Here is a 22,647-nt window from a genome sequence, read left to right as displayed (position 1 = left end):
CGGTAGAATCATTCTCGTTTTTGCTTTTTGATGAAAATAATTAATTCTTTTTTAGTGGTTTTAAATAAATCATACACCAAAAAGTGCGTTTATTTTACCTGTTATAGGTAGAACTGGGCTTGACGAACTACCACTTTGTGTTACTTTAAAGTTGGATTTGTAAAATAAATGTTATAAAACTTTGGGCGGAGGGAGCGAATGAGCTCGCATAAATTAATAAAAAATGCTTTTAAACTGAGTGCACTGTCACTGGGTTTATATGGCTTTACAGCACAGGCTGCGATTGATTGCAGCAGTTTAGAAATTTGGCAACAAGGGCAAACTCATGTTGGTGGTGATCAGGTTCAGGCACAAGGTAGCGCTTATGAAGCCAAGTGGTGGACGCAAACTAATCCTGTGGAGACTTCTGGTGTCGATCAAGAGTGGCGTTTATTGGGTGTTTGTGACAGCGTTGTCAATGAGAATCAAGCGCCTCAAATTAGCAGCTTAACACCAGCAGAGGGTTCTTTATTTACCATTAGTGACAGCGTTGTCATAAGTGCGGTTGCCGCTGATCCTGATGGTAGCGTGGCAAGTGTAGAGTTTTTTGTTGATGGAACATCGCTGGGTGTTGTGACAAGCACACCTTACTCAGCGAGCTGGCAAGCAACCCAAGGCAGTCATGTGATTAGTGCGGTCGCAACGGATGATTTAGGCCTAACCTCTGCAGCCGTTGCACATTCAGTGAGTGTGTCTGATGACGTTGAGCCAGTTAACCAATCGCCGGTGGCGAGCATTGAATTTAGCTCACTGCCATCGCAAGTAACGGTGGGTGACAGTGTGGTGTTTGCGCTTTCTGGCACTGATAACGATGGCCAAGTAACTGCGTTATCGTTAACTGAAAACAGCACCGAAGTTCATCAAGCAAGTGCTGCTTCTTCAAGTTATACCTGGCAGGCACCTGCAGTTGGGCAATTTTCATTTACCTTAACGGTGACCGATAACGAAGGCGCGACGGGGACACAAAGCAAAGTTGTTAATGTTGTTGAAGCAACAGAACCAGGTACAGATTGTAAACCGCAAGGCTTATATCAAACCCCAGGTGTGAATACCCCATACTGTAGCGTATATGATGCAAATGGCCGTGAGAAAATGGGCGCAGATCACCCACGCCGTGTTATTGGTTACTTTACTAGTTGGCGAAATGGTGCCAATGGTCAGCCAAGTTACTTAGTTAATGATATTCCATGGGACAAGATCACCCATATTAACTATGCCTTTGCGCATGTTGATGGCAATAACAAAGTATCGATAGGTGATCCAAATGCAGCTGGCAACCCAGCGACAAACATGACTTGGCCGGGCGTTACCGGCGCTGAAATGGATCCAAGCTTTAGTTACACAGGTCACTTTAACTTACTCAATAAATTTAAAAAACAACACCCAGATGTCAAAACCTTAATCTCTGTAGGTGGCTGGGCTGAAACCGGTGGTTATTTTGGTGCAGACGGTACTCGCGTAAATAGCGGTGGTTTCTACACGATGACAACCAATGCCGATGGCTCAGTGAACCAAGCGGGGATTGATGCCTTTGCGAAAAGTGCTGTTGAGTTTATTGAAACCTACGGTTTTGATGGTGTCGATATTGATTACGAATACCCATCGTCAATGAATGACTCAGGCCACCCTGATGATTTTCCTATCTCTAATGCACGTCGCGCAGGTCTTAATGCCTCTTATCGTGTATTGATGCAAAAACTACGTGAAGAACTTGATATTGCAGGTGAAAAGGCTGGTAAGCATTACTTGTTAACGATTGCTTCGCCATCTTCAGGATACTTATTACGTGGTATGGAAACATTCCAAAGCGTGAAGTATCTTGATTACGTTAACATCATGTCTTATGACTTACATGGTGCATGGAATTCACATGTAGGCCACAACGCAGCCTTGTTCGATACTGGTCTTGATTCTGAATTAGCGCAATGGGGCGTTTATACCACTGCGGAGTTTGAAGGAATTGGTTATTTAAATACTGATTGGGCTGTGCGTTACTTCCGCGGTGCGGTCTCTGCTGGTCGCATCAATATTGGTATTCCATATTACACTCGTGGCTTTAAAGATGTATCTGGTGGTACTAATGGTTTATGGGGTCAAGCAGCGCTGCCAGATCAATCAAAATGTGCTAAAGGGACCGGCGTTGGTGAGAAAAACCAATGTGGTAATGGCGCACTCGGCATTGATAACCTATGGCACGATAAGAACGATGTTGGTGAAGAAATGCCAGCAGGTTCAAACCCGCTATGGCATGCGAAAAACCTCGAAAATGGCATTAACCCTTCTTACCTTGAAATCTATGGCCTCACGCCAGAAACCGATGCAGACGATGTATTAACAGGAACTTATACACGTTTCTACGATGATGTAGCTGTTGCTCCATGGCTTTGGAATGCAGAGAAAAAGGTATTCTTATCAATTGAAGATGAGCAATCAATGGCAACCAAAGTTGATTATGTTATCAACAATGGCCTAGGTGGCATCATGTTCTGGGAGCTTGCCGGTGACTATGATTATGACTCAGCGAAAGGTGAGTACTTCATGGGCTCAAGCTTAACCACACTTGCTTACGATAAATTTAACCAAAGTGGTGTGGCTTACAACACTCATCAAGGCAATGTCGATTTCACCATTCCTAGCGAAGCTGTTGACGTAAGCTTTGCAGTGAAAGACTTCCCAATTGGTGATGATAACTACCCAATTTCACCTACATTCGCATTCACCAATAACTCAGATATCGACTTAAGCGGCGCGAAAATCAGCTTTGATGTGCCCGTTTCTACCTCTGCGATTTTCAAATCAAATTGGAATGCACAAGAAAAGCTCGGTATGGCTGTTGAAGCGAATGGCTCTAATGCGGCTGGCGATAATATCGGCGGCTTTGAAAATGAGTTCCATCGTTTTTCAATCACTTTAGTGAATGAGTGGGGCGGTATCGAAAAGTCATTTAACACAGGTGAAACCGTTGAAGCACAAGTTATGTACTACATGCCAATTACAGGGCCAACTAACTTCACTATTGAGAAAAATGGCAAAACCTACGCCTTCAAATACGAATACCCAATGCTACCGGATGGCACTGCCGGCAGTGGTGATACTGGCGGTGACACCGGTGGTGGTACGGGTGGCGAGGGAAGCTGTAATGGTGTTGATGTAGCGAGCATCCCAGTGTATCCAAATTGGCCGCAAACTGATTGGGCTGGTAATCCAAGCCATGCTGTTGGCGGCGACCTAATGTATCACAACAACGTGATTTACGAAGCAAAGTGGTGGACGAGCACAGAGCCAGGCACATCTGCTGACTGGACGGTGAGTTGCACGCTTTAACCAACTAAGCGGAGCAAGGACTTTGCTCCGCATTTCTACAGCGAGAACAACAATGAAAGTAATGAAATCAAAGGCATTGTCTTTATCGGCAGTGGCAACCAGCATGCTGCTTGCCTGTGCATCAAGCCATGTGAATGCCCACGGATTCTTAGAAAGCCCAAAGGCACGCCAAGCATTTTGTAATGCCGATGGCGGGTACTGGTGGCCTGCTGATGGCACGGGTATTCCTAATCTTGCTTGTCGAGCAGCGTTTGTTGAAGCAGGGCATGTGCAGTTTGTGCAAGACATTGAATTTTCGGCTAATACCATTGATTACACAAACCTTGCGGCAGTTAAACAAAGTGTACCTGATGGCCGACTATGTGCAGCAGGCGACCCAGAAAAACGCGGTATGGATTTACCTTCAGCGCATTGGCAACGCAGTGAGGTTATTCCTAATGCAAATGGCGATATTTTAGTGCGCTTTTTAGCGAGTACGCCGCATAACCCGAGTTTTTGGCAGTTTTATTTAACAAAACCGGGCTTTGATAGTGCGACTCAAGTGCTTACTTGGGATGACCTAGAGCTTGTCGAAGAGTACGGTAATCTTGATTTTAGCATTGATGCTAATAACGACCGTTACTATGAAATGAGTGTGTCTATCCCGCAAGGGCGCAGTGGCGATGCTATATTATATACGCGTTGGCAACGAGATGATGCCGGTGGCGAAGGCTTCTACAACTGTAGCGATATTAATATCGTTAGCGATGCGACCCCGACAGAGCCAAGCGATTGGACAGCAATCAGCTACTTTGTTCGTCAAGGACAAGACGCTGAGGTTGGCGGTAGTGTGTCAGCTCGGTTATTTGATGAAAATGGCCAAGAGTTACTTACTCAACAAATGCAGATCACAGCTGATAATCAAGCTAATTGGCAGGCTGAATTTGCGGCGCTGTTAAACCTGAATTACGCGCACTTAGTTAATATTGGCGTGCAAAATAGCGCTGGAGATATTGTCTTTGATGCTACAGATTTACTAACTAATCAGGTCTTTACAACGAATGAAAATTACAGCTTTGCACTAAGCGTACAAGCTGCACCTGACAATACCGCGCCTAATATTCATCAACCAGACGACCTTCAAGTCGAAGAAGGCAGCAGCACAGCGATACACCTTCATGCCTTTGATGATCAGCAAAGCACATTAATTTATAGCTGGGATGTACCTTCACCACTGAGCTTTACGGGTAATGATGCCAATATCACGCTAACAGCCCCTGCTGTGGATGCTGATGCAAGTTACACCGTGAGTGTATCGGTGTCAGATGGCGAGCTCACAAGCCAAGTAAGTTTTACCGTGACTGTGCTTAATAGCGCGGTGGTCGACCCTGACCCTGTTGATCCGAGCGTGCCTGCTTGGAATAGCACAAGCCAATACAACACGGGCGATAAAGTGAGTTTCAACGGCGGCGTTTACAGCGCGAAATGGTGGAATCAAGGCGAACAACCAGACAGTAGTGATGCATGGCAGCTTGAATCTGGCAGTGCATCAATCGAGTGGAACAGCGGCAAAGCCTATCAAGGCGGCGACGAAGTAACCTATCAAGGACAGCGCTATCGAGCGCAGTGGTGGACCCAAGGAGATGTACCGGGTGCCAGCCAAGTATGGACAGAAATCTAAAGTTTTGTAGTTCAAACTTTATCAATAACAGCGTAACGCTATATAAAAACAGATAAGAGAGAATCATGAATATAAAACAATTAAGCGCAGCCATTGGTGTTGCACTCTTTGCAAGTGCAGCGAATGCGGCACCTTCAACACCAACCATCATTTGGGAGCCACAAGAGTACTCATTTGTTGAGGTTGATCTTGAAGGCACAGGTTCATATAAGAGTTTGGTGAACCGTGTTGATGAAGTAACTATCAGCATTGAATGGAACGCATGGAGTGGTGATGGCGGCGACAGCTACAAAGTGTATTTTGATGATATGCTGGTTAATGAAGGTTCGCTTGCCGCAGGCACTAAAAGTGGTGTTATTAGCTTCCCGTATGATAAAGCGGGTCGTCACACAATGTATTTAGAACTATGTGAAGGCGGCACCACCTGTGCTCGCAGTGAAGGTAAGCCAATCGTTATTGCCGACACAGATGGCGGCCATTTAGCGCCATTGCCGATGGATTATGATCCAAACAACCAAGATATCGGCACCAAAGACGGCCTTGTAACCGGTGCCTACTTTGTTGAGTGGGGGATTTATGGCCGTGACTACGATGTAACCAATATTCCAGCGCAAAATCTCAGTCATATCTTATATGGATTTATTCCAATTTGTGGACCTAATGACTCGTTAACAGGTGGCCCTAAAAACGCGCTAAATACCGCATGTGCTGGCTCGCAAGATTTTGAAGTAGTGATCCACGACCCATGGGCAGCGATTCAAAAAGCGCTACCAGGTGTTGATAGTAATGACCCAATTCGTGGTACCTATTCGCAGTTAATGGCGTTAAAGCAGCGTTATCCTGATCTGAAAATTTTACCATCAGTAGGTGGTTGGACTTTATCAGACCCATTTGCTTACTTTACCGATAAAGCAAACCGCGACACGTTTGTGGCATCAATGGAAGAGTTTTTAAGAACGTGGAAGTTCTACGACGGTGTTGATATTGACTGGGAGTTCCCTGGTGGTGATGGTGCTAATCCAAACCTAGGCGACCCAGTTGCTGATGGCCCAGCATACGTAGCGCTGATGCAAGAGCTTCGTGCGATGCTTGACAAACTCGAAGCAGAGACAGGTCGTGAGTATGAGTTAACATCAGCGATTGGTGCAGGTTATGACAAAATTGAAGATGTTGATTATCAAGCCGCTAGTCAGTATATGGATTATATCTTTGCCATGACTTATGACTTTTATGGTGCATGGAGTGGTGTGACGGGCCACCAAACAGCGCTTTATTGTTCATCGCATTTCCGCGTTGGTCAATGCGATGGCACAGGTGTTGATGAGGAAGGTGTTCCATATAAAGGCCCGGCTTACACAACCGACAATGCAGTTCAGTTATTGCTAGCGCAAAACGTACCATCGAAGAAAATTGTGGTAGGTACCGCTATGTATGGTCGTGGTTGGGAAGGCGTTTATCCAACAGGCACAAGTATTGATGGAAATCCAATGACAGCAACAGGGACCGGCCCACTTAAAGGCAGCACTGCGCAGGGCGTTTGGGAAGATGGTGTTATTGATTATAAAGGCATTAAAGCCAATATGATCGGTGCTTCAGGTACTGGAATTAATGGCTTTGAAGTGGGGTATGATCAGCAAGCAAAAGGTGCGTATGTATGGAATCGTTCAACAGGCAAGCTCATTACATATGACAGCCCTGCATCAGTTATTGCTAAAGGTAATTATGTCAATCAGCATAATTTAGGTGGCTTATTTGCATGGGAAATTGATGCTGATAATGGTGATATTCTTAATGCAATGCATGAGGGGTTGGGTGGTACAGTCACTGAGCCTAGCAATAGAGCGCCCGTGCTATCTGTATCAAGCTCCGTATCTGTTAATGCGGGCGAAAGTGTATCTGTGACTGCATCGGCAACTGACGCAGATAACGATCCACTAAGCTTTAGCTGGACAGCTGACAGCGCGTTAACAGTAAGCGGTGAAAATTCAAATACACTTGTTATTACTGCACCATCAGTGACTGCTGATACGCAATACACGGTTGCTGTGAGTGTTAGCGATGGTGAGGCAAGTGTAAGCCGTAACGTTACAGTGAATGTTGTAGCACCAACAACAGGTGAGAACCAAGCACCAGTGGTTGCGGCCATTGCAGATAAAACAGTGGCTGAAGAGGCGAGTGTGGCTGTAGCGGTTTCGGCATCTGATGCTGATGGCGATGCGCTTTCATACAGCTGGACAGTACCAGCAGGCTTAACGTTAGTGGGTTCTGGTGCTGATGTAAGCTTACAAGCGGGCAGCGTTGATGCAGATACTAGTTATGTTGTGTCGGTTTCGGTAAGTGATGGACAAACAGCTACAGCTGTGAGCTTTAATGTCAAAGTGACAGATTCTGGCACAACAACTCCGCCAGGTGGTGAAACTACATGGGATGCAGCGGCTATCTATGTAGGTGGTGATACGGTGACTTATAATGGCGTAGAGTATACTGCTAAGTGGTGGACACAAGGCGACCGCCCTGATTTAGGTGGCCCATGGGAAGCAAGTTCACAACCAACTGACGGTAATGGTGATGTTGTGTGGCAAGCTGCGGGTATCTACAACGGTGGCGATCAAGTCACTCACCAAGGTAATAAATACGAAGCGAAATGGTGGACTCAAGGAGACGAGCCAGGTGTCGCAGATGTATGGAAAGCACTTTAAGTGTAATAACCACATTTAATGCCCATCATTAAAATGTGATTTCCCTTCAAAGCAGCCTTAAGGCTGCTTTTTTGTGGGAGGAAGTTAGCGAGGGGAAAGAGTAAAGTTAGAAATGGGAAAGGCGTTAGGATCTAGGCTCTAAGGGAAAGTTTGCGAGATACGAGCGAATGTTTACGATATGGTTTTACTTTCATGATTACTAACTCCAAACAGGTATCTACTTTTATGCAGTCAGATCATGAAACTTGAAACTCGCCAACAATTAAACCGTTTTCTTTGGCTCAACCGCGAACCACATGATGAAGCCGCACTTTTTGCACGATAACAAAGACGCGCTGTCATTTGCCCAATCTAAATTCAAAAAAGTCATACCTGCGGTATTTAATTGTGCGTGACCTAGCTCGAAGTGATGATGCCCGCAATGAATGCATTTCGCTTTTACGTTGTTTACTTGGTATTCGTCTGATTTTACGGCGCTCATAGCACCTTTAAGGCCCTTGCCTAACTTTGAAATAAATGACATCTGTAACCTATTTATTAATTGAGAAATTTAAGACAACCCATAAAAGAAAAAGAGAATGGTCCTTTTTTGGCTGTACCTTTTTATCATACAATTGTATTTGTAGCTAATCGAAATAAGTAGCCATGACGTGATGTAAAATCGCTGGCTTTTAGTCTTTAGATGTCAGTCCAGCTGTGGGGTTGGTCAGGTCGAGTGTTCTTCTCAGCGATTTAAGCCTTGTAGGAGGTACTTTAGTGCCGAATAGAATCAAACATAATCCATGTAAACCTTTCAAATTTCTTATCTTCAGACACGCGAAACAAGTTTCACGCCTATCTGTAGCAGCGGCTTTATGCCGCGACAATTAAAGCAAGATAACGAGACAATTAAAGCAAGATAACGAGACAAGAAAAAACAAGATAAACGCGATGTAAAATCGCCGCTACAGACTCGTACCTCGTAATTCGTTTCTCGTAACTTTCCCCTTGAAACTCGCTAACTTAAGACATTTCCCGGCTAAAGCCAGTCCTACGGGCAGTCACCTCATACCTCGTAACTTTCCCCTCGTAACTTAAAGCTTGCTAACTTTCTGTTTCTTATTTCATACATTGGTCTTTCAACAATTATCAACCATACTAAAAGAAAGTCAGTTCTAAGTACTTAAACTAAGGTGTGTTGATGGTTTTAAAAGTGCTGTTATTAATTCTTACTGCTTTAATAAGTGCTTCTGCTTTTAGTTGTGAGAAAACCTTAAAGGTAGGCATTAGTCAGCAATGGGCGCCTTATGCATTTACCCAAAATGATCAGCTGACTGGCATTGATATTGATATAGTAAACCTAATACTAAAGGATGCGGGCTTTTGCGCTAAATTCGTTATTATGCCGTCTTCAAAGCGCGGTTTTGCTGAGCTAAAACATGGTAAAATTGATGTGTTGCCAGCTGCTAGCTATAGCAAAGAGCGTGATTCATTTAGCTTCTTTTCAGAGCCTTACCGTAATGAGGTGATGCGGTTATTTTGGTATCCCCATAACCGTTTAGACGCTCTAGACTTAAAAGGGTTACTTGATCATCAGCAAGTAATTTTGACTAATAGCGGTAGTTATTATGGCCCAGAATTTACTCAGTTAGCTCAACAAGCTAAATACAAAGAACAACTCGTTACAGTGGCGTCCTTACGCCAGCGCCTCGCTATGCTAGTTGCTAGGCGAGTCGATTTTTTTGTTGATGATGAATTAGCTGGTTTATATTTAATTCAAAAAAATAAGCTGCGGGGTATCGAAATCTACCCTTATATTGTCCACAATGACAGTGTTCATCTAATGCTTAATGAAATTAACTTGTCAGCAGAAGAAAGAGCAGCTATTGATTCTGCTATTCTAAAAAATCAGCAAGCGATAATCGAAATTACCGCTCGGTATGTAATTAAGTAATTAACCCAAACGAGTAACGCGCAGTTTAATCCGCCCCGCATTCGCCCCATAAAAGCGGTTTAGGTCGTTGGCAAAAGGGCAAAACTCGCCAGATTTAGTAATACGAATATCGGCACCCTCAGCAATCTCAAATAAGTGATCGTCGTTGTTATCGATAGCGCCAATCAGCGCAAACCATTGTGCGTGCGGTAAACGTCTAAATGGCTCTAGCACGGCCATTGGAATTTCTTTCACACCAAGTTGGATATTATCTCGATGCCAGCCTGCTGGACCGCAGCTAATACCATCGTCATACCAGGTTTGTTCAGGATAAGGGGTGAAGCGATAAGTACCGCCTTGCTCCAACATTAAGCCTGTGTGGTTGTACTTTTCGGCACCATACACAAATACATCTTTACTCTCATCAATACTCAGCACCGTCATATTTTGCTTATCAAGCGCAATATGCGGGCTTAATCCCTTAAAATTTAAGCGCGTTTCATCATTATATAGCACATCGTAGTGAAGGCTTTTTAACGACTCTGGACGATAGCTTGTTAGGCGGTTAATACGCTCTGCGACGGTGTAATGAATGGTTGGCGCGAACGTGCTTTGTTCGTTATCAACCAGAACACAGCATTCGCGGTCTACTAGTTTAAACAGGGGGTTAAACCAAAAATAATTTTGCTGATGACTCAGTGCCAGCGGATCAGGGGTAACGGTCACATCATCTTGGGCGATGAGGTTACTGTGCTCTTCAGGTAATAAGGTGTTGTAATTGATATCTGCGCTGGTGAGCAGGTTTAGCGTTACGGTTTGTTCAATAAGCCACTCAATCGCATATCGAAGACAAATGTCGGCTAAACCATCTCGATAGTATCCGCCGCCAACATCTGAATGAGCGCCCGCAAACCAGATCTCTTGAACGTGCGGTGCTTTATTTATAAGTGTCGGTTCAAATGCACGGCGCTTTTCATCGAGAGCAACGCAATGAAGGGCTGCTTTAACATTATTTGCTAGCGTGTAGTTTTCAAAAATAACGTGCTCAGCACCACGGGTTGCCTTAGTTACTTTTGAAAAACCAATAGATGCAACGGTATCAAATACACACAAGTACACATCATCACTAATAAGTGGCTCTAAACACTTGGCAAAGCGTCTTGCTAGCGCTGCACCGCGGCTAAAGCCAGTGAGTAGTATTTTATCGCCAACAGTGTAGTAGCTTTTAAAGTCGCTCAGCGCACGGTTTAAAATGCTGGCAACGTCATCACCTCTAGGCGCAAGTGCTTGGTTAAATAAGCGTCGAAAGCGGCTACCTTGGGTGCCTATGCCCTGATAATAAAAGCTAAGTTGGGTTGGAAATGGTGTTTCGGGTTCGCTATTGAGTGCGCCACCAAAAAGTAAATGAAGTTTAAGAATATTAGAAATACTGGCGTCTTCTTTGAAGTGTGCAGCGCTGAATTGTTCAGCATCACGAGGCTCACTGCCTGTGCCATCAAAGTTGAAAATCAGCGTTTTAGCGGTCATAGCGTCATTCCTTTAGTGGTTTGTATAAACATACTCCCACTTTATGAAAATTAGAAGACAAATATGCGGCGCTTTAATGAAAAATGGGCTTTGATTTTCAAAGCCCATTTATTTGCTATTAATAAAATTAGCCGACCCTGGCTACGGTATGCTTTTGTAAAATTTCTAACAAAATCTCGTAGTCTTTTTCGATTTCGAGTAGCTTAAGTTGAATATCTTTTAGCGTATTGCCCTTACTTGCGGCCAGTACCTCTAGTTCAGTAAAGTGCAGGTGCAATTTGGCTGCGCCCACATCGCCGCAGGTTCCTTTAAGCGCATGGCTGGTGGTTGCAATCGCATGGTAGTCTTTGTCTTTGATTGCTTGTGTTAGCAGCGTTATTTTTTTATGTGAGCTTTCTAAAAACATCTTACTCACTTTGTTTAATAGCACCTCGTTATTCATCAAACGACCGAGGGCAGCTTCGCGATTCCAATGCTGTTTTTCTTCATCGATTAATTCTTCTTGCAGTATAGCGGGCGACTGATTTACCTCAGGCACGGCAATCGTTTTTGGCGCTGTATGATGTTTAGGGTACGTTGATGCAACCCATTTCGCCGTAGTGGTAATCAATTTATCTGCACTGATAGGTTTTGTGATGTAATCGCTCATACCTGCATTTAAGCACTTTTTACGCTCACCGAGCATGGCATTGGCTGTCATGGCAATAATTGGGATCTCGCTATGGTACTCTCCACCAGCCCCTTTGCGTATTTGTGCCGCAGCATCATAGCCATTTAACACGGGCATTTGGCAGTCCATTAACACGCAGTTAAATGGATCGTCTTCAGGTGCACTGGCCAATATTTCAATGGCTTGCTGACCATTCGACGCCATTTCAAAGCGCAGTGCCAAGCTCATTAATGTGCCTTTGGCAACTGCAGCATTTATATCGTTATCATCAACAATGAGCACTTTTGCGCCTGCAATATCAACATCTATGTGAATTTGCGTATCAGTCTCGCGACGAAGTGGTGTTGTGTCTTGAGCAGGCTGCTCTTGTATGAGTCGTTCATCAGCTAGTTTTAATAAAAACTCAGAGATAAGCACAGGTTTAGATAAGCGCATAAAGGTGCAGAATTTAGCTTGCGGTGGTGGTTCGGTTGGGTTTATAAGCACCACTAATTTAAAGGGTAGGCTATGGTCATAGGTATTTTCAGTAAAGCTATCAAGTTTTGCGAGTAACGGATTGCCAGGCTCTAAAATTAGCGTATCAAAGGGCATGTTATCGCTTACCTCAAAGCTTTCTAGGTCAACATTCGTGAGCTGTCCACCGCAATGAGAGATTAGTTTTGTTAAGCTTCGTTCAAGCTCTGGTTGTTTAACTGACACAGCAAATACATTGCCTTTTAAGCGGCTACTTGGTTGGCGTTTTTCTACATTTTGGCTATCCAATTTAATCGTAAATGTAAAAGTACTACCCTTGTCCTTCGTTGATTCAAAGGATATGTGCCCATTGAGTAAACTGGCTAGTTGCTTACATATTGATAAACCAAGTCCAGTGCCGCCATATTGTGAAGCAACACTATTATCGGCTTGGGTAAAAGCACTAAACAATTTATTTTGGTGTTCAGGCGCAATACCAATTCCGGTATCTTGAACTGTGCAGCATAGCTCAACGTTATCATCGCTAAGTCGTTTGCTTGTGGCGGTAAATTTTATAAAACCTGTTTTAGTAAATTTAATCGCGTTATTAATTAAATTGGTAATCACTTGTGAGTAGCGATGAGGGTCTGTAACAATCGAGCTGTACTCAACATCGGCAATATCTAAAATAAATTCAAGGTTTTTCTCTTGTGCTTTAACAGCCATGCTGCCACTTAAGCTTTCAAAAAACTTAATAGGATTAAACGCTTTTTTGTCCAAGTCGAGTTTGCCAGCCTCAATTTTTGATAAATCAAGAATGTCGTTAATAAGTACGTTCAAGCTATTAACGCTTACCTCTGTCATTTCTAAATAATGCTGTTGTTGATTACTTAGTGACTCTCGTTTTATTAAATTGAGTGTGCCAATAACACCGTTTAGTGGTGTTCGCATCTCATGACTGATATTTGATATAAAAGCGCTTTTAACTTGGCTGGCTTTTTCTAGCTGGGCAGTTCTTTGTGCGACTTTAATTTCGAGTTCGTTATTTATTTGCTTAATTTTGTCGCTCGCTTGCTTTTCAACGGTAGTGTCGCGAATGAGGATGGCTGTGCCGTTGTGTTGATGATGTTCATCAAAGATAGCTGAAAAAGCGAGTGCTAAATGAGTCGTGTGTTGATTGCTTTGCTGATAGTCGACTTCAATTTCATGTTGCTTTCGTCGGCTTTTAACCTCGTTACATACCTCTTTAATGTTAATATTTGGAAATAGATTCAGTTTGTTTATATCTGCCCCTAAGACTTGTTCACGTTGAAAACCAAACAATTCAGTGGCTGCTTTATTCCAACTAGACACCAGACCGATATCACTTATTGCAATAATGGCATCTTTTGAGCCGCTAATAATGGCTGAAGATACCGCTCTTGCCTCGGCAAGCTCGCGGTTACGCTTTAAATTTCGATGCAAAAATCCAAGTACAAACACCAAAAAAGCAGATACGCCTAACAAAAATGCATAAGTGCTGATCCTCTGTTCGCGTTCCATCGCATTTATTTCAGAATGAGGAAGCATAATGTGGGCATCTATAAACCCTGTTTCTAAATCTCCAGTAAATGGAATGCGTTTACTTAATGCTTGGTATTGTTGCCCGCTTGCAAGGTTAGAGCTAATGCTGAGTATATTTTCTAGATAGGCGGGTTCAGATTTATACACTGAGTCCCAGCGTTTGTTTGGTGCTAAGTCGCGACTAAAGCGTAAGTCTTCATTTGGGTGTACTAAAAAGTAGCCTTCGCTGTCTGTTAGGATCAATGAGTTTGGTGCTTGTACCATCGCATTAAGAGATGCAAATAGGTGAGAGGTGTTAATGTTTGCAATAATCAGCCCATAGCGCTGCATATTTTCATCAAAAATGGGTAAGGCAATACGTAGCATAGGTTTATAAGGATAGTCGAGCTTTCCATATTCACGGTTGAGTGTTATTGCTGATAAATACATATCACCCTGTGGTAATTGCGAACTTTGCTGATAATAGTCACGGCCACTTTTATCCTGTAACTGATTATCAGCTTTTACAACTATGCCACCGGCAGCTCTGTCTACTCTGATCAGTTCTTGTCCTGCTTGTTGCGTACTGATGATACGTAATTGCTCGAACTCAGCGTTGGATTGTAAAAACGCGACAAATATCGTTTCTAAACGTTTTTTCCATTGCTTTGAGGTGGTGCTATCTAGCGGATCATTGCCATCGTTCGCAGCGGCTCTTGCAAGCCCTGCTATGGGTGGGGTGGAGTATAAAAACTGTAAATCGTTTTTGTATTTATTAATACTCTCATTTATCTGCACATCTACGGTAGCGCTTGATTCTCTCAGTCGTTCAGCAACACTGTTATTAATATTTTTATGAAGTTGTAGCTCGAAAAAGAAGATTGCTGAGCACATAATGGCGCCGATAAAAGCAATCGCTAATGGCACTAAAAAGCGTCCTTCAGAGGTTGTTGCTTTTTTCTGGTGTAATACTTCGTAATCCATGGTTTAGCCCTCCATACCGAAAACGTGAGTCGACAGTAAGGTTTGGTTTAGCTTAAAAACTAAAACTGGGTTCAGCAAGTATGCAAACACAGCGGTTTCTCCCTTGATGCTTGGCTTGATAGAGCGCTTTGTCGGCACAGCGAATTAGCTCGTCAGTGTCGATGGCTTCATGCCCAGGAAATGTTGCGCTACCAATACTAATAGAGAGTACTCCAGAGGTTGCATGTGGGTGTTCAATATTTAGTTCACGAATGTTTGCCAAAAGCTTATGAGCAATAAATTGTGCCCCTTGAATATCGGTGTCTGGCAATACACATAAAAATTCTTCACCGCCATAACGAATAGTAGTATCGGTTGGGCGGTTAACACTTTTTTTGATTTCATCAGCAACACGTTTTAGGCATTCGTCACCTTGTTGATGACCAAAAGAGTCGTTGTATTGTTTAAAGTAATCAATATCGAGCATTAATACTGAAAGGGCATTATCGTTTCTGACGGCTAAACGAATGTTTTGATCAAGGGTGTTTTGTAAAAATCGTCGATTGTTTAAACCTGTTAGGCTGTCGTGCTCACAAAGACTTTTGAGTAAGTCGGCTTGTTTTTTTAAGGTCAAATGTGCTTTTACGCGATTAAGTAATGTGGCGCCATAAACCGGTTTTGATACAAAATCGACGGCGCCTGCTTGCCAGCACCTATTTTGGTCATCTTGATCCATAATGGCGGTGATAAAAATCACCGGAATATCGTTGTACTGGGAGTGTTTTTTTAATAGCTTGCAAACATCTAGACCGCTCATGGAGCCAAGCATCACGTCAAGCAGTATTAAATCAGGTTTTAGGGTTTCGCACAGGTGCAGCACGTTTTCACCGCAATCTGTGGTGTGCGTTTTATAGAAGGGCGCGAGCAAACTTTCTATTACGGTTGTATTAATTGGTTCATCATCAACAATCAAAATAACAGAATCATTTAGCTTTAAATCTGTGCGACTAGCTACCGGTTGCAAACTATTCCCTCCACGCGATGAATAAAGCATAGACTGGATTCTGGGATTTTCTACAACTTAATAATTAAAAAAAAGTTATTTTTTTTGGCGAGACTGGTGAGATAGGACTAGAGTTTTTTTAGGTATAGATTCTGAGGGCGATGGATATGCTTTTTTCTCATCATAATAATTCACACAACAAAGTGCTTGTTGTTGATGATGAGCCAACTAGTTTATTAATAATGGCGGAGTCGCTGAGCGATCTTGGTGAAATTGTTTGTTGTGATAATGGCGCTCAAGCCATTGAAAAAGCCGCTTTCTTTCAGCCCGATGTGATTTTGCTCGACATTGAAATGCCCGGCATGAATGGCTTTGAAGTATGTCAAAAGCTTAAAAACAACCCTAAAACCGCACAAAGTCATGTGATTTTTGTCACCTCTCATAATGAGCAAATTTTTGAATATCAGAGTTTTGCAAGCGGCGGAATTGATCTTATTCATAAACCCGTTGATTTAAATATTTGCCGGCTCAGAGTGCAAAATCAATTAAAGCTTAAACACCAAGAAGCACAAATACTGGCTGCAAAAAATGATATTTCGACACTCGTTGCGCAAGTACCTGTGTATATATCTTACTGGTCAAATACAGAGGAAAACCTCTTTAGTAATGATGAAACCGCCCATTGGTTTTCAAAAAGCAGCGAGCAAATGTTAGGTTGTTTCGCCAAAGATGTATTACCCGATGAATTATATGAGGCTTTTCATCGCTGCTTAACTGAAGGAATTGAGCAAGAAGTTTTAAATATTCAGTTGCCCAGCCCTCGCAATAGAATTGAATATGTTCGAGCGCAAATAAATTTAAGAATAAAAGAGCATGAAGTTGTAGGTGTTATTCTTACTCTTTCGGACATCACTTCAATTACTCATACAAAAAAACTACTATCGAATGAATCTGAACGCTTACGGGTTATGCTTAATTCTATTGGTGATGCCGTAATTGCTACGGATAATAATGCAATTATTAACTTTATGAACCCCATTGCTGAGCGATTAACAGGTTGGCACGTTGAAGAGGCAAAAGGGCGCCATATTGAAGAGGTAATGAAGCTCGTTGATGCAACATCGAACAAAACACTCGTCAATCCTATATCTGTTGCTTTAAAAGAGCAGCGTATAGTTGCCATGGCGTTAAATAGTCAATTAACTGGGCTTGATGGGCGAGTTTATAGGGTCGAAGATTCAGCTGCGCCAATACGTGATGTTGAGGGTAACATTATCGGCGGTATTATTGTGTTTCATGATGTCAGTGAATCAATCGCGATGGCTGTGAAAATGAGTCATTTAGCAAATCATGACTTGCTAACAGATTTGCCTAATCGGGTGTTATTACACGACAGGGTCACTCATGCTTGTAAGGTTGCAAGTAGCATGAATAAGAATGTAGCGTTAATGCTGATTGATATCGACCACTTTAAGTACTTAAACGACACTTTAGGGCATCACCAAGGTGACTTAATCATAAAAGATGTTGCAAAGCGGCTTGAGTCTTTAATTGATCTCAATACGACATTGGCAAGAATTGGTGGTGATGAATTTGTCATCTTATTACCCGATGTAAAGAGCGCCTCTGTAGTTGATGCCATTGCCAGCGATATTATTAACACCATGAATGAGCCATTTCGTATTGATAGCCAAGAGTATACTTTATCGGTTAGTGTGGGTGTGAGTGTTAACCCTGCGGACTCCACTCAAGCAGAAGAGATGATGACTCATGCAGATGCAGCAATGTACCGTGCTAAAGAGCAGGGACGTAACCGTTTTTGCTATTACTCCGATGACTTAGAGTATCAATTTAAGCAGCGTCAAAGCGTTGAAAAGCTGTTAAGAAATGCTATTGAGCAAGATAAAATAGAGGTGTTTTATCAGCCGAAACTAGAGCTCGCAACCCGGAAGATCATGGGGGTCGAAGCTTTAGTACGACTTCGAGATAACGACAATAAGCTTATTTCACCACTGGATTTTATACCCCTTGCTGAAGAAACCGGACTTATTCATGCCTTGGGTAAATCGGTGCTTAAGCAAAGCTGTAAAGCGGCTAAAGAGTGGGCCGATAAAGGGCATAAAATCAAGGTTGCCGTAAACATTGCTGCAAAACAGTTTACCGATGGTAATTTTTGTAATCTAGTTGCTGACACCATTGAACAAGCGGGGCTTGCCAGTGAACTGTTAGAGCTTGAAGTAACCGAAAGCGCGTTGATGCATGATTTTGATGAAATAAAAGTCATGCTTAATAAGCTCGCTGACTTGGGGTTAACTATTGCTATAGATGACTTTGGTACGGGTTATTCAAGTTTGTCTTATCTAAAGCTTTTTCCTGTCGATGTACTCAAAATAGATCAATCTTTTGTGAGAGATATGCTCAATGATACGCAAAGTATGGACATTGTTAGAACGATCACCAGCTTAGCGCATACTTTGAATTTACAAATAGTGGCTGAAGGTATTGAAGAAAAACAGCATTTAAATAGTTTAATCGACTTAGGCTGTGAGTTTGGGCAGGGGTACTATTTTCATAAGCCCATGCCCAAAGAAGAGTTTGATAAGCTATTAGGTTAAGCCATGGTGTGGCTGTAAAGGATGCCACAGCCGATAAAGATAAGTGCAACACCGCCGATTGCTTCGGCTTTTTTGCCAACCCAGCCACTCATTACGTTACCAAGTAGTGCGCCTATGGTAACCATAATTGTGGTTGCTAGGCCTATCATGGCGGCAGCTAAGTAAATATTTACTTTCATGAAAGCAAGGCTGATACCGACTGTCATCGCATCTATACTGGTACCAACGGCGGTTAACACAGTAGCAATAAAAGAGCGCTTACTATTAGGAGCAAGTTCCTCTTCATTATCGTCATCTTTACGACTTTCAAGTAACATATGAATGCCTAGACCCACTAACAGCACAAAGGCAATCCAGTGATCAAACGCTTCAACGTAATCAGCACCGGCACTGCCAATCAGCCAGCCAACAATCGGTGCAATGGCTTCGATACAGCCAAACAATAAACCAAGCTTGATTGCACTTAAAACGCGAGGATTTTTAAGCGTACTGCCTTTAGTGATTGAAGCTGCAAAAGCATCAGTCGACATTGCAAGCGATAAAACGCTTAGCGTAATAATATTCAATTTTTTGCGCCCCACAAAAAGTGCGTATTATACGCGGCTGAGCCGTAAACAGATAGGTTAATTTACGGCTCGAATAGGTAAAGGGGAGCTTAATAAGCGCTGTACTGGTAGTGATTCATTTGAGTGCCATCCTTAGGGGCAAGCTTTGGCTCAAGTTTAATAAGCTCTTTATAGACATTAGGCGTAAACACTTTAAGTCGCTTAGCACGACGAAAGTGATTAGGCTCATATTGGCTAACTAGTTTTAATGCACTTGGCATATAGTCAGCGAGGGTTTGCGTGTTGTAACTTTGCTCAAGTGCTTGGTCAAGGATATCAAGCCCAGGTTTAGAAAAATCATGCGCAACTGCAAGGCTTATTAAAAACTCAACTGCTGCATTTGAATGCATACTTGCATAAAAATACATATCGTTGTTTTTCATGTCTTTTAATGAAAAATCAAAGCCGTTATCAGCTAATGTTTGCCATTGTGCTAATGGTAAATCAGTAAATGAATAAAGAGTTTCTGGTGGCGTTGGATCTATTCTGTTTTGCCAAATAGACGTCAATTGTTGACTATCTTCTATCGTTGCTGCAAGCAACATATTTGTCTGATGGGTACTAAGTTTTGCAGTTTGTGTAATAGTTGCTACCGTATTAAAGTCTTTTTCAATAATCGCTTCCCTAAAGGCTAAATACTGAATCGATGTTTGATGTTTATATTCATTCGAATGCAAAAATTGCCAATTATGAACCTGTACAGGGTCGATTGCCTGAAGGGTGTCGGGTGTCAGTGAACTTTGCTGGACTTCAAGCTTTTCTATTTCTTTGAGTGCCTGAGAACGTGTTTTTATTGCCTCAAGTGAATTGATCCGCTGATCTATCGTTTCACACTCAGGAGTTATTTTTTTGGCTTGCTGTTTATGTAGCTCATATGCACTGAGTGCTTTAGATATTGCAGAGTTATCTTTATCTTTACGCTTAAATGCTTGGCTACTTGGAATTAGCGTTATATCTTTTAACTCAGTAAAAGCATCATTAGCAACTTGGTCGCCAACGAATAAAAGACTACTCGGTAAAAATGAAGATTTAAGCATCAGTAGCTTATCGTTTGGTGTGTCGCGCACAAGCTCGCCGTGAGCTCGATAACCTTTATTTTTTAGATAACTTAGTGTTTCTAAGTGTTTGCTCTCTAGTGGCTTCACTTCGCTATTTGAGCTGCCTTTTAGGTTTACAATGGCAATATCCATCGCCGTAAATACATTTGGCTGATTAGTTGGCTCAATACCTCGCTCACTTAATAACTTTAAAATTGGTACATTAAATTCACTAACGGCTACATCAGCAAGGTTTAAATACAGTTGTTCATCCATAAAGTCATCACTCATTGCTGTAGGCGAGCCGCCTAGCTGTGCAGTTTGAGAGATCAGTGCTGTTAAATACTCATTAGGTAAGTTGCTTTTTAAAGCGACAGCAATGTCGTTAACAGTAAACTCTTTGCTGGATATTGCGTTTTCAAATTCAGTTAAGCTAAGCGCATGAGCATTAACAAGAAACAAAACAGATGGCGAAATGAGTCGTGATGGACCGATTTTAAACGGTGTTTTTAAATAGGTATTAAAGTCATCATTGTTATCCAATAGTTTGTACAGTGCTGTTTTGTTTACTTGCTCAGGTAATGGAACATTAAACATCATTGAGCCAGTATTTTGACTAAGGGGTCCATTAATTACCGTTAGTTGGTTGATTGTATCAGTATTAAAAGCCTCAATTATTTCAATCCCTTGCCAGCTTTTTAAGATACTTACTGATGCGGCATATTGAAATTGTTCTTCAGCATTCTCTTTGAGTGCATTAATAAGCAAAGTCTCAAATGAACGGTAAGATATTTTGACAAGTTCTGAATAACTTAAAATATCCTTAAGGGATTGACCGTCTTTTAGAGCTTGTTTAAGTGCAGCTTCGATTTGGCTATGATCAGCCGCTGCTTGAGTGGCTTTTAAACTTTGTTGCTTACACTGGCGTTTGGCTAGCTTGAGCTTAGCCAGCTTTGTTGCTTTACTATTTGGCTGGCTTGATGGTTCAAAGAGGCTAGTAGCTTTCTCTTGTTCAGCTACAGTACCAGTAGATGTTGAAACTTTATTGTTTATAGCTGCGATGGGAGTGGGTTTATCTAATGTCAGGTAGGTCCCAAAGGCACAAAGCCCTGCAAAAACGGTTAGCGAAATACCTTTTTTCATATTCAATCCGTGGATTTATCTTGCGTGAAGTGTATGGCTTCATAGTTTGATGTCAATGACTTGGGGACAAACTGCATAAATAGCCGACAAACAACTAATTTGCCGGCTTTATGCTGTAGCTTAATGTAGTTTCATTTTTGGTCTAACAACTCTAAGTACTTTTTCACTGATCCACAGTGCAAAGGTTTTGGCGCTGCCGTGGATTGCACGTTGATGCATACGGTAGAGCGAAATATACATAAATCGCGCTATTTTTCCTTCAATAAAAAAGCTATTACTGGTTAAATTACCCATTAAACTACCTACTGTGCTGTAGCGTGACAAGTTAACTAAAGAACCATGGTCACTGTAGGTAAACACACTCAGGGGCTGGCCTTTGAGTGTCGCAATCAGGTTTTTTTCAACACATTGTGCCATTTGATGGGCCGATTGCGCTCTTGGTGGCACTTGTGAACCATCTTCTTGGGTGAATGCACAGCAATCACCAATTACAAAAATGTCGTCGTTAACACTACTTTGCAGGTATTGGTTTACCTTAATTTGGTTATTGCGAGTGAGCTCAAAGATACCAATGTCTTTAATGAAATCAGGGGCTTTTACACCCGCAGCCCAAACCATAATATCGGCTTTAATATGTTCATCGTTTTTGGTGATAAAGCTGTTTTCTGTGGCTTCTTTTACTTGTGTGCCTTCGCGCACTGTTACCCCTAATTTAACCAGCTCTCGCTTAGCTGAGTTAGCAATGCGCTCGGGTAAAGCGGGCAAAATTCGCGGCCCTGCTTCAATTAAATCAATGTGTAAGCGTTTGGCGGTCATTTTATTTAGGCCATACATTTTTAGCATGTCTGACACATGATAAAGCTCAGCCGACAGCTCAACCCCGGTTGCACCACCACCCACTATGGCAATGGTTAAAGAGTGCTGTGGGTCGTCATCTTGATGTAAACGGGTGAAGTTATCGAGTAGAGCATGCTGAAAGCGCTCAGCTTGTTGGTTTGAATCAAGGTAAAAACAGTGCTTGTTAACACCTGGGGTATTAAAGTCGTTACTAACACTTCCAATGGCAAGTACGAGGTAGTCATAGCTCACTTGGCGCTCAGGTAAAATACGGTGGCCAAGCTCGTCTTTTAATTCGCTTAAAGTAATGGTTTTGTTGGTTTGATCTAAGTGGCAAAAGCTGCCGAGTTGAAAATTATAATGGTGTTTTGCTGCATGAGCTGAGTATACAACGCCGTCTAAATCGGCATCAATCGACCCCGTCGCTACTTCATGAAGTAACGGCTTCCAAATATGGCTGCGGTTTTTATCGATTAAAAGTATCTCTGCTTGACGTTTTTTCCCGAGTTTGTGTCCTAATTGTGTTGCTAGTTCTAAGCCACCAGCGCCACCACCGATTATCACGATTTTAGGAGGTTGGTTAATCATTACGTTGCCCTCAAAAGTATAATACCTAAA

At 42.4% G+C, this 22,647-nt stretch carries 12 protein-coding genes; 5 read left to right on the top strand and 7 right to left on the bottom strand.

Annotated features, from left to right (window positions below; genetic code table 11):
• Positions 1 to 198 precede the first annotated feature (198 nt).
• The 3 genes from L1D46_RS07610 to L1D46_RS07600 all read left to right on the top strand — a co-directional run bounded on the left by L1D46_RS07610 (position 199) and on the right by L1D46_RS07600 (position 7,722).
• Positions 199 to 3,363 carry a glycosyl hydrolase family 18 protein gene (locus tag L1D46_RS07610; protein ID WP_130052936.1) on the top strand — a complete coding sequence of 1,055 codons (3,165 nt, stop codon included), beginning with the start codon at positions 199 to 201 and terminating at the stop codon, positions 3,361 to 3,363.
• Positions 3,364 to 3,415: 52 nt separating this feature from the next.
• On the top strand, positions 3,416 to 5,023 hold the full coding sequence (locus tag L1D46_RS07605) for a lytic polysaccharide monooxygenase (protein ID WP_130052935.1): 1,608 nt from the start codon (positions 3,416 to 3,418) through the stop codon (positions 5,021 to 5,023).
• Positions 5,024 to 5,088: 65 nt separating this feature from the next.
• Entirely contained in the window at positions 5,089 to 7,722 is a 2,634-nt protein-coding gene (locus L1D46_RS07600; RefSeq protein ID WP_130052934.1) for a glycosyl hydrolase family 18 protein, read from the top strand.
• Between the two features lie 262 nt (positions 7,723 to 7,984).
• Here the strand turns inward: L1D46_RS07600 and L1D46_RS07595 are convergent, their stop codons facing one another.
• Entirely contained in the window at positions 7,985 to 8,245 is a 261-nt protein-coding gene (locus tag L1D46_RS07595; protein WP_130052933.1) for a zinc ribbon domain-containing protein, read from the bottom strand.
• Between the two features lie 657 nt (positions 8,246 to 8,902).
• On the opposite strand from L1D46_RS07595, the gene L1D46_RS07590 reads away from it, so the two are divergent.
• On the top strand, positions 8,903 to 9,655 hold the full coding sequence (locus tag L1D46_RS07590) for a transporter substrate-binding domain-containing protein (protein WP_130052932.1): 753 nt from the start codon (positions 8,903 to 8,905) through the stop codon (positions 9,653 to 9,655).
• Here the strand turns inward: L1D46_RS07590 and L1D46_RS07585 are convergent, their stop codons facing one another.
• The 3 genes from L1D46_RS07585 to L1D46_RS07575 form a co-directional block, all read right to left on the bottom strand.
• Positions 9,656 to 11,161 carry a DUF2235 domain-containing protein gene (locus L1D46_RS07585; RefSeq protein WP_130052931.1) on the bottom strand — a complete coding sequence of 502 codons (1,506 nt, stop codon included), beginning with the start codon at positions 11,159 to 11,161 and terminating at the stop codon, positions 9,656 to 9,658.
• 127 nt (positions 11,162 to 11,288) lie between these two features.
• Positions 11,289 to 14,810, bottom strand: coding sequence for an ATP-binding protein (locus tag L1D46_RS07580; RefSeq protein WP_130052930.1), 3,522 nt, complete (start codon positions 14,808 to 14,810; stop codon positions 11,289 to 11,291).
• Between the two features lie 52 nt (positions 14,811 to 14,862).
• On the bottom strand, positions 14,863 to 15,813 hold the full coding sequence (locus L1D46_RS07575; protein ID WP_239977215.1) for a diguanylate cyclase: 951 nt from the start codon (positions 15,811 to 15,813) through the stop codon (positions 14,863 to 14,865).
• A gap of 146 nt (positions 15,814 to 15,959) precedes the next feature.
• Between L1D46_RS07575 and L1D46_RS07570 the strand changes: the two genes are divergently transcribed.
• Positions 15,960 to 18,407 carry an EAL domain-containing protein gene (locus tag L1D46_RS07570; protein WP_130052928.1) on the top strand — a complete coding sequence of 816 codons (2,448 nt, stop codon included), beginning with the start codon at positions 15,960 to 15,962 and terminating at the stop codon, positions 18,405 to 18,407.
• Here L1D46_RS07570 and L1D46_RS07565 read toward each other — a convergent pair.
• From L1D46_RS07565 to L1D46_RS07555, 3 genes are all read right to left on the bottom strand, one after another.
• Positions 18,404 to 18,973 carry a manganese efflux pump MntP family protein gene (locus L1D46_RS07565; RefSeq protein WP_130052927.1) on the bottom strand — a complete coding sequence of 190 codons (570 nt, stop codon included), beginning with the start codon at positions 18,971 to 18,973 and terminating at the stop codon, positions 18,404 to 18,406. The genes L1D46_RS07570 and L1D46_RS07565 overlap by 4 nt on opposite strands.
• 89 nt (positions 18,974 to 19,062) lie before the next feature.
• Positions 19,063 to 21,192, bottom strand: a complete 2,130-nt coding sequence (locus L1D46_RS07560) for a hypothetical protein (RefSeq protein WP_130052926.1) — start codon at positions 21,190 to 21,192, stop codon at positions 19,063 to 19,065.
• Positions 21,193 to 21,312: 120 nt separating this feature from the next.
• Complete coding sequence (locus L1D46_RS07555; RefSeq protein ID WP_130052925.1) at positions 21,313 to 22,617, bottom strand: NAD(P)/FAD-dependent oxidoreductase; 1,305 nt, start codon at positions 22,615 to 22,617, stop codon at positions 21,313 to 21,315.
• Between the last annotated feature and the right edge of the window lie 30 nt (positions 22,618 to 22,647).

The organism is Pseudoalteromonas sp. Isolate3, from assembly GCF_022398505.1.
In the GTDB taxonomy this organism is placed as follows: domain Bacteria; phylum Pseudomonadota; class Gammaproteobacteria; order Enterobacterales; family Alteromonadaceae; genus Pseudoalteromonas; species Pseudoalteromonas apostichopi.
The sequence above is the reverse complement of the archived record's forward strand: the minus strand, read 5'-3'. Positions and strand labels throughout refer to the sequence as shown.

Excerpts from the sequence above, each read along its gene's own strand:
- L1D46_RS07610 (WP_130052936.1), top strand. The coding sequence starts at position 199 with ATGAGCTCGCATAAATTAATAAAAAATGCTTTTAAACTGAGTGCACTG.
- L1D46_RS07585 (WP_130052931.1), bottom strand. The coding sequence starts at position 11,161 with ATGACCGCTAAAACGCTGATTTTCAACTTTGATGGCACAGGCAGTGAG.
- L1D46_RS07605 (WP_130052935.1), top strand. The coding sequence starts at position 3,416 with ATGAAAGTAATGAAATCAAAGGCATTGTCTTTATCGGCAGTGGCAACC.
- L1D46_RS07580 (WP_130052930.1), bottom strand. The coding sequence starts at position 14,810 with ATGGATTACGAAGTATTACACCAGAAAAAAGCAACAACCTCTGAAGGA.
- L1D46_RS07590 (WP_130052932.1), top strand. The coding sequence starts at position 8,903 with ATGGTTTTAAAAGTGCTGTTATTAATTCTTACTGCTTTAATAAGTGCT.
- L1D46_RS07555 (WP_130052925.1), bottom strand. The coding sequence starts at position 22,617 with ATGATTAACCAACCTCCTAAAATCGTGATAATCGGTGGTGGCGCTGGT.
- L1D46_RS07600 (WP_130052934.1), top strand. The coding sequence starts at position 5,089 with ATGAATATAAAACAATTAAGCGCAGCCATTGGTGTTGCACTCTTTGCA.
- L1D46_RS07570 (WP_130052928.1), top strand. The coding sequence starts at position 15,960 with ATGCTTTTTTCTCATCATAATAATTCACACAACAAAGTGCTTGTTGTT.
- L1D46_RS07560 (WP_130052926.1), bottom strand. The coding sequence starts at position 21,192 with ATGAAAAAAGGTATTTCGCTAACCGTTTTTGCAGGGCTTTGTGCCTTT.
- L1D46_RS07595 (WP_130052933.1), bottom strand. The coding sequence starts at position 8,245 with ATGTCATTTATTTCAAAGTTAGGCAAGGGCCTTAAAGGTGCTATGAGC.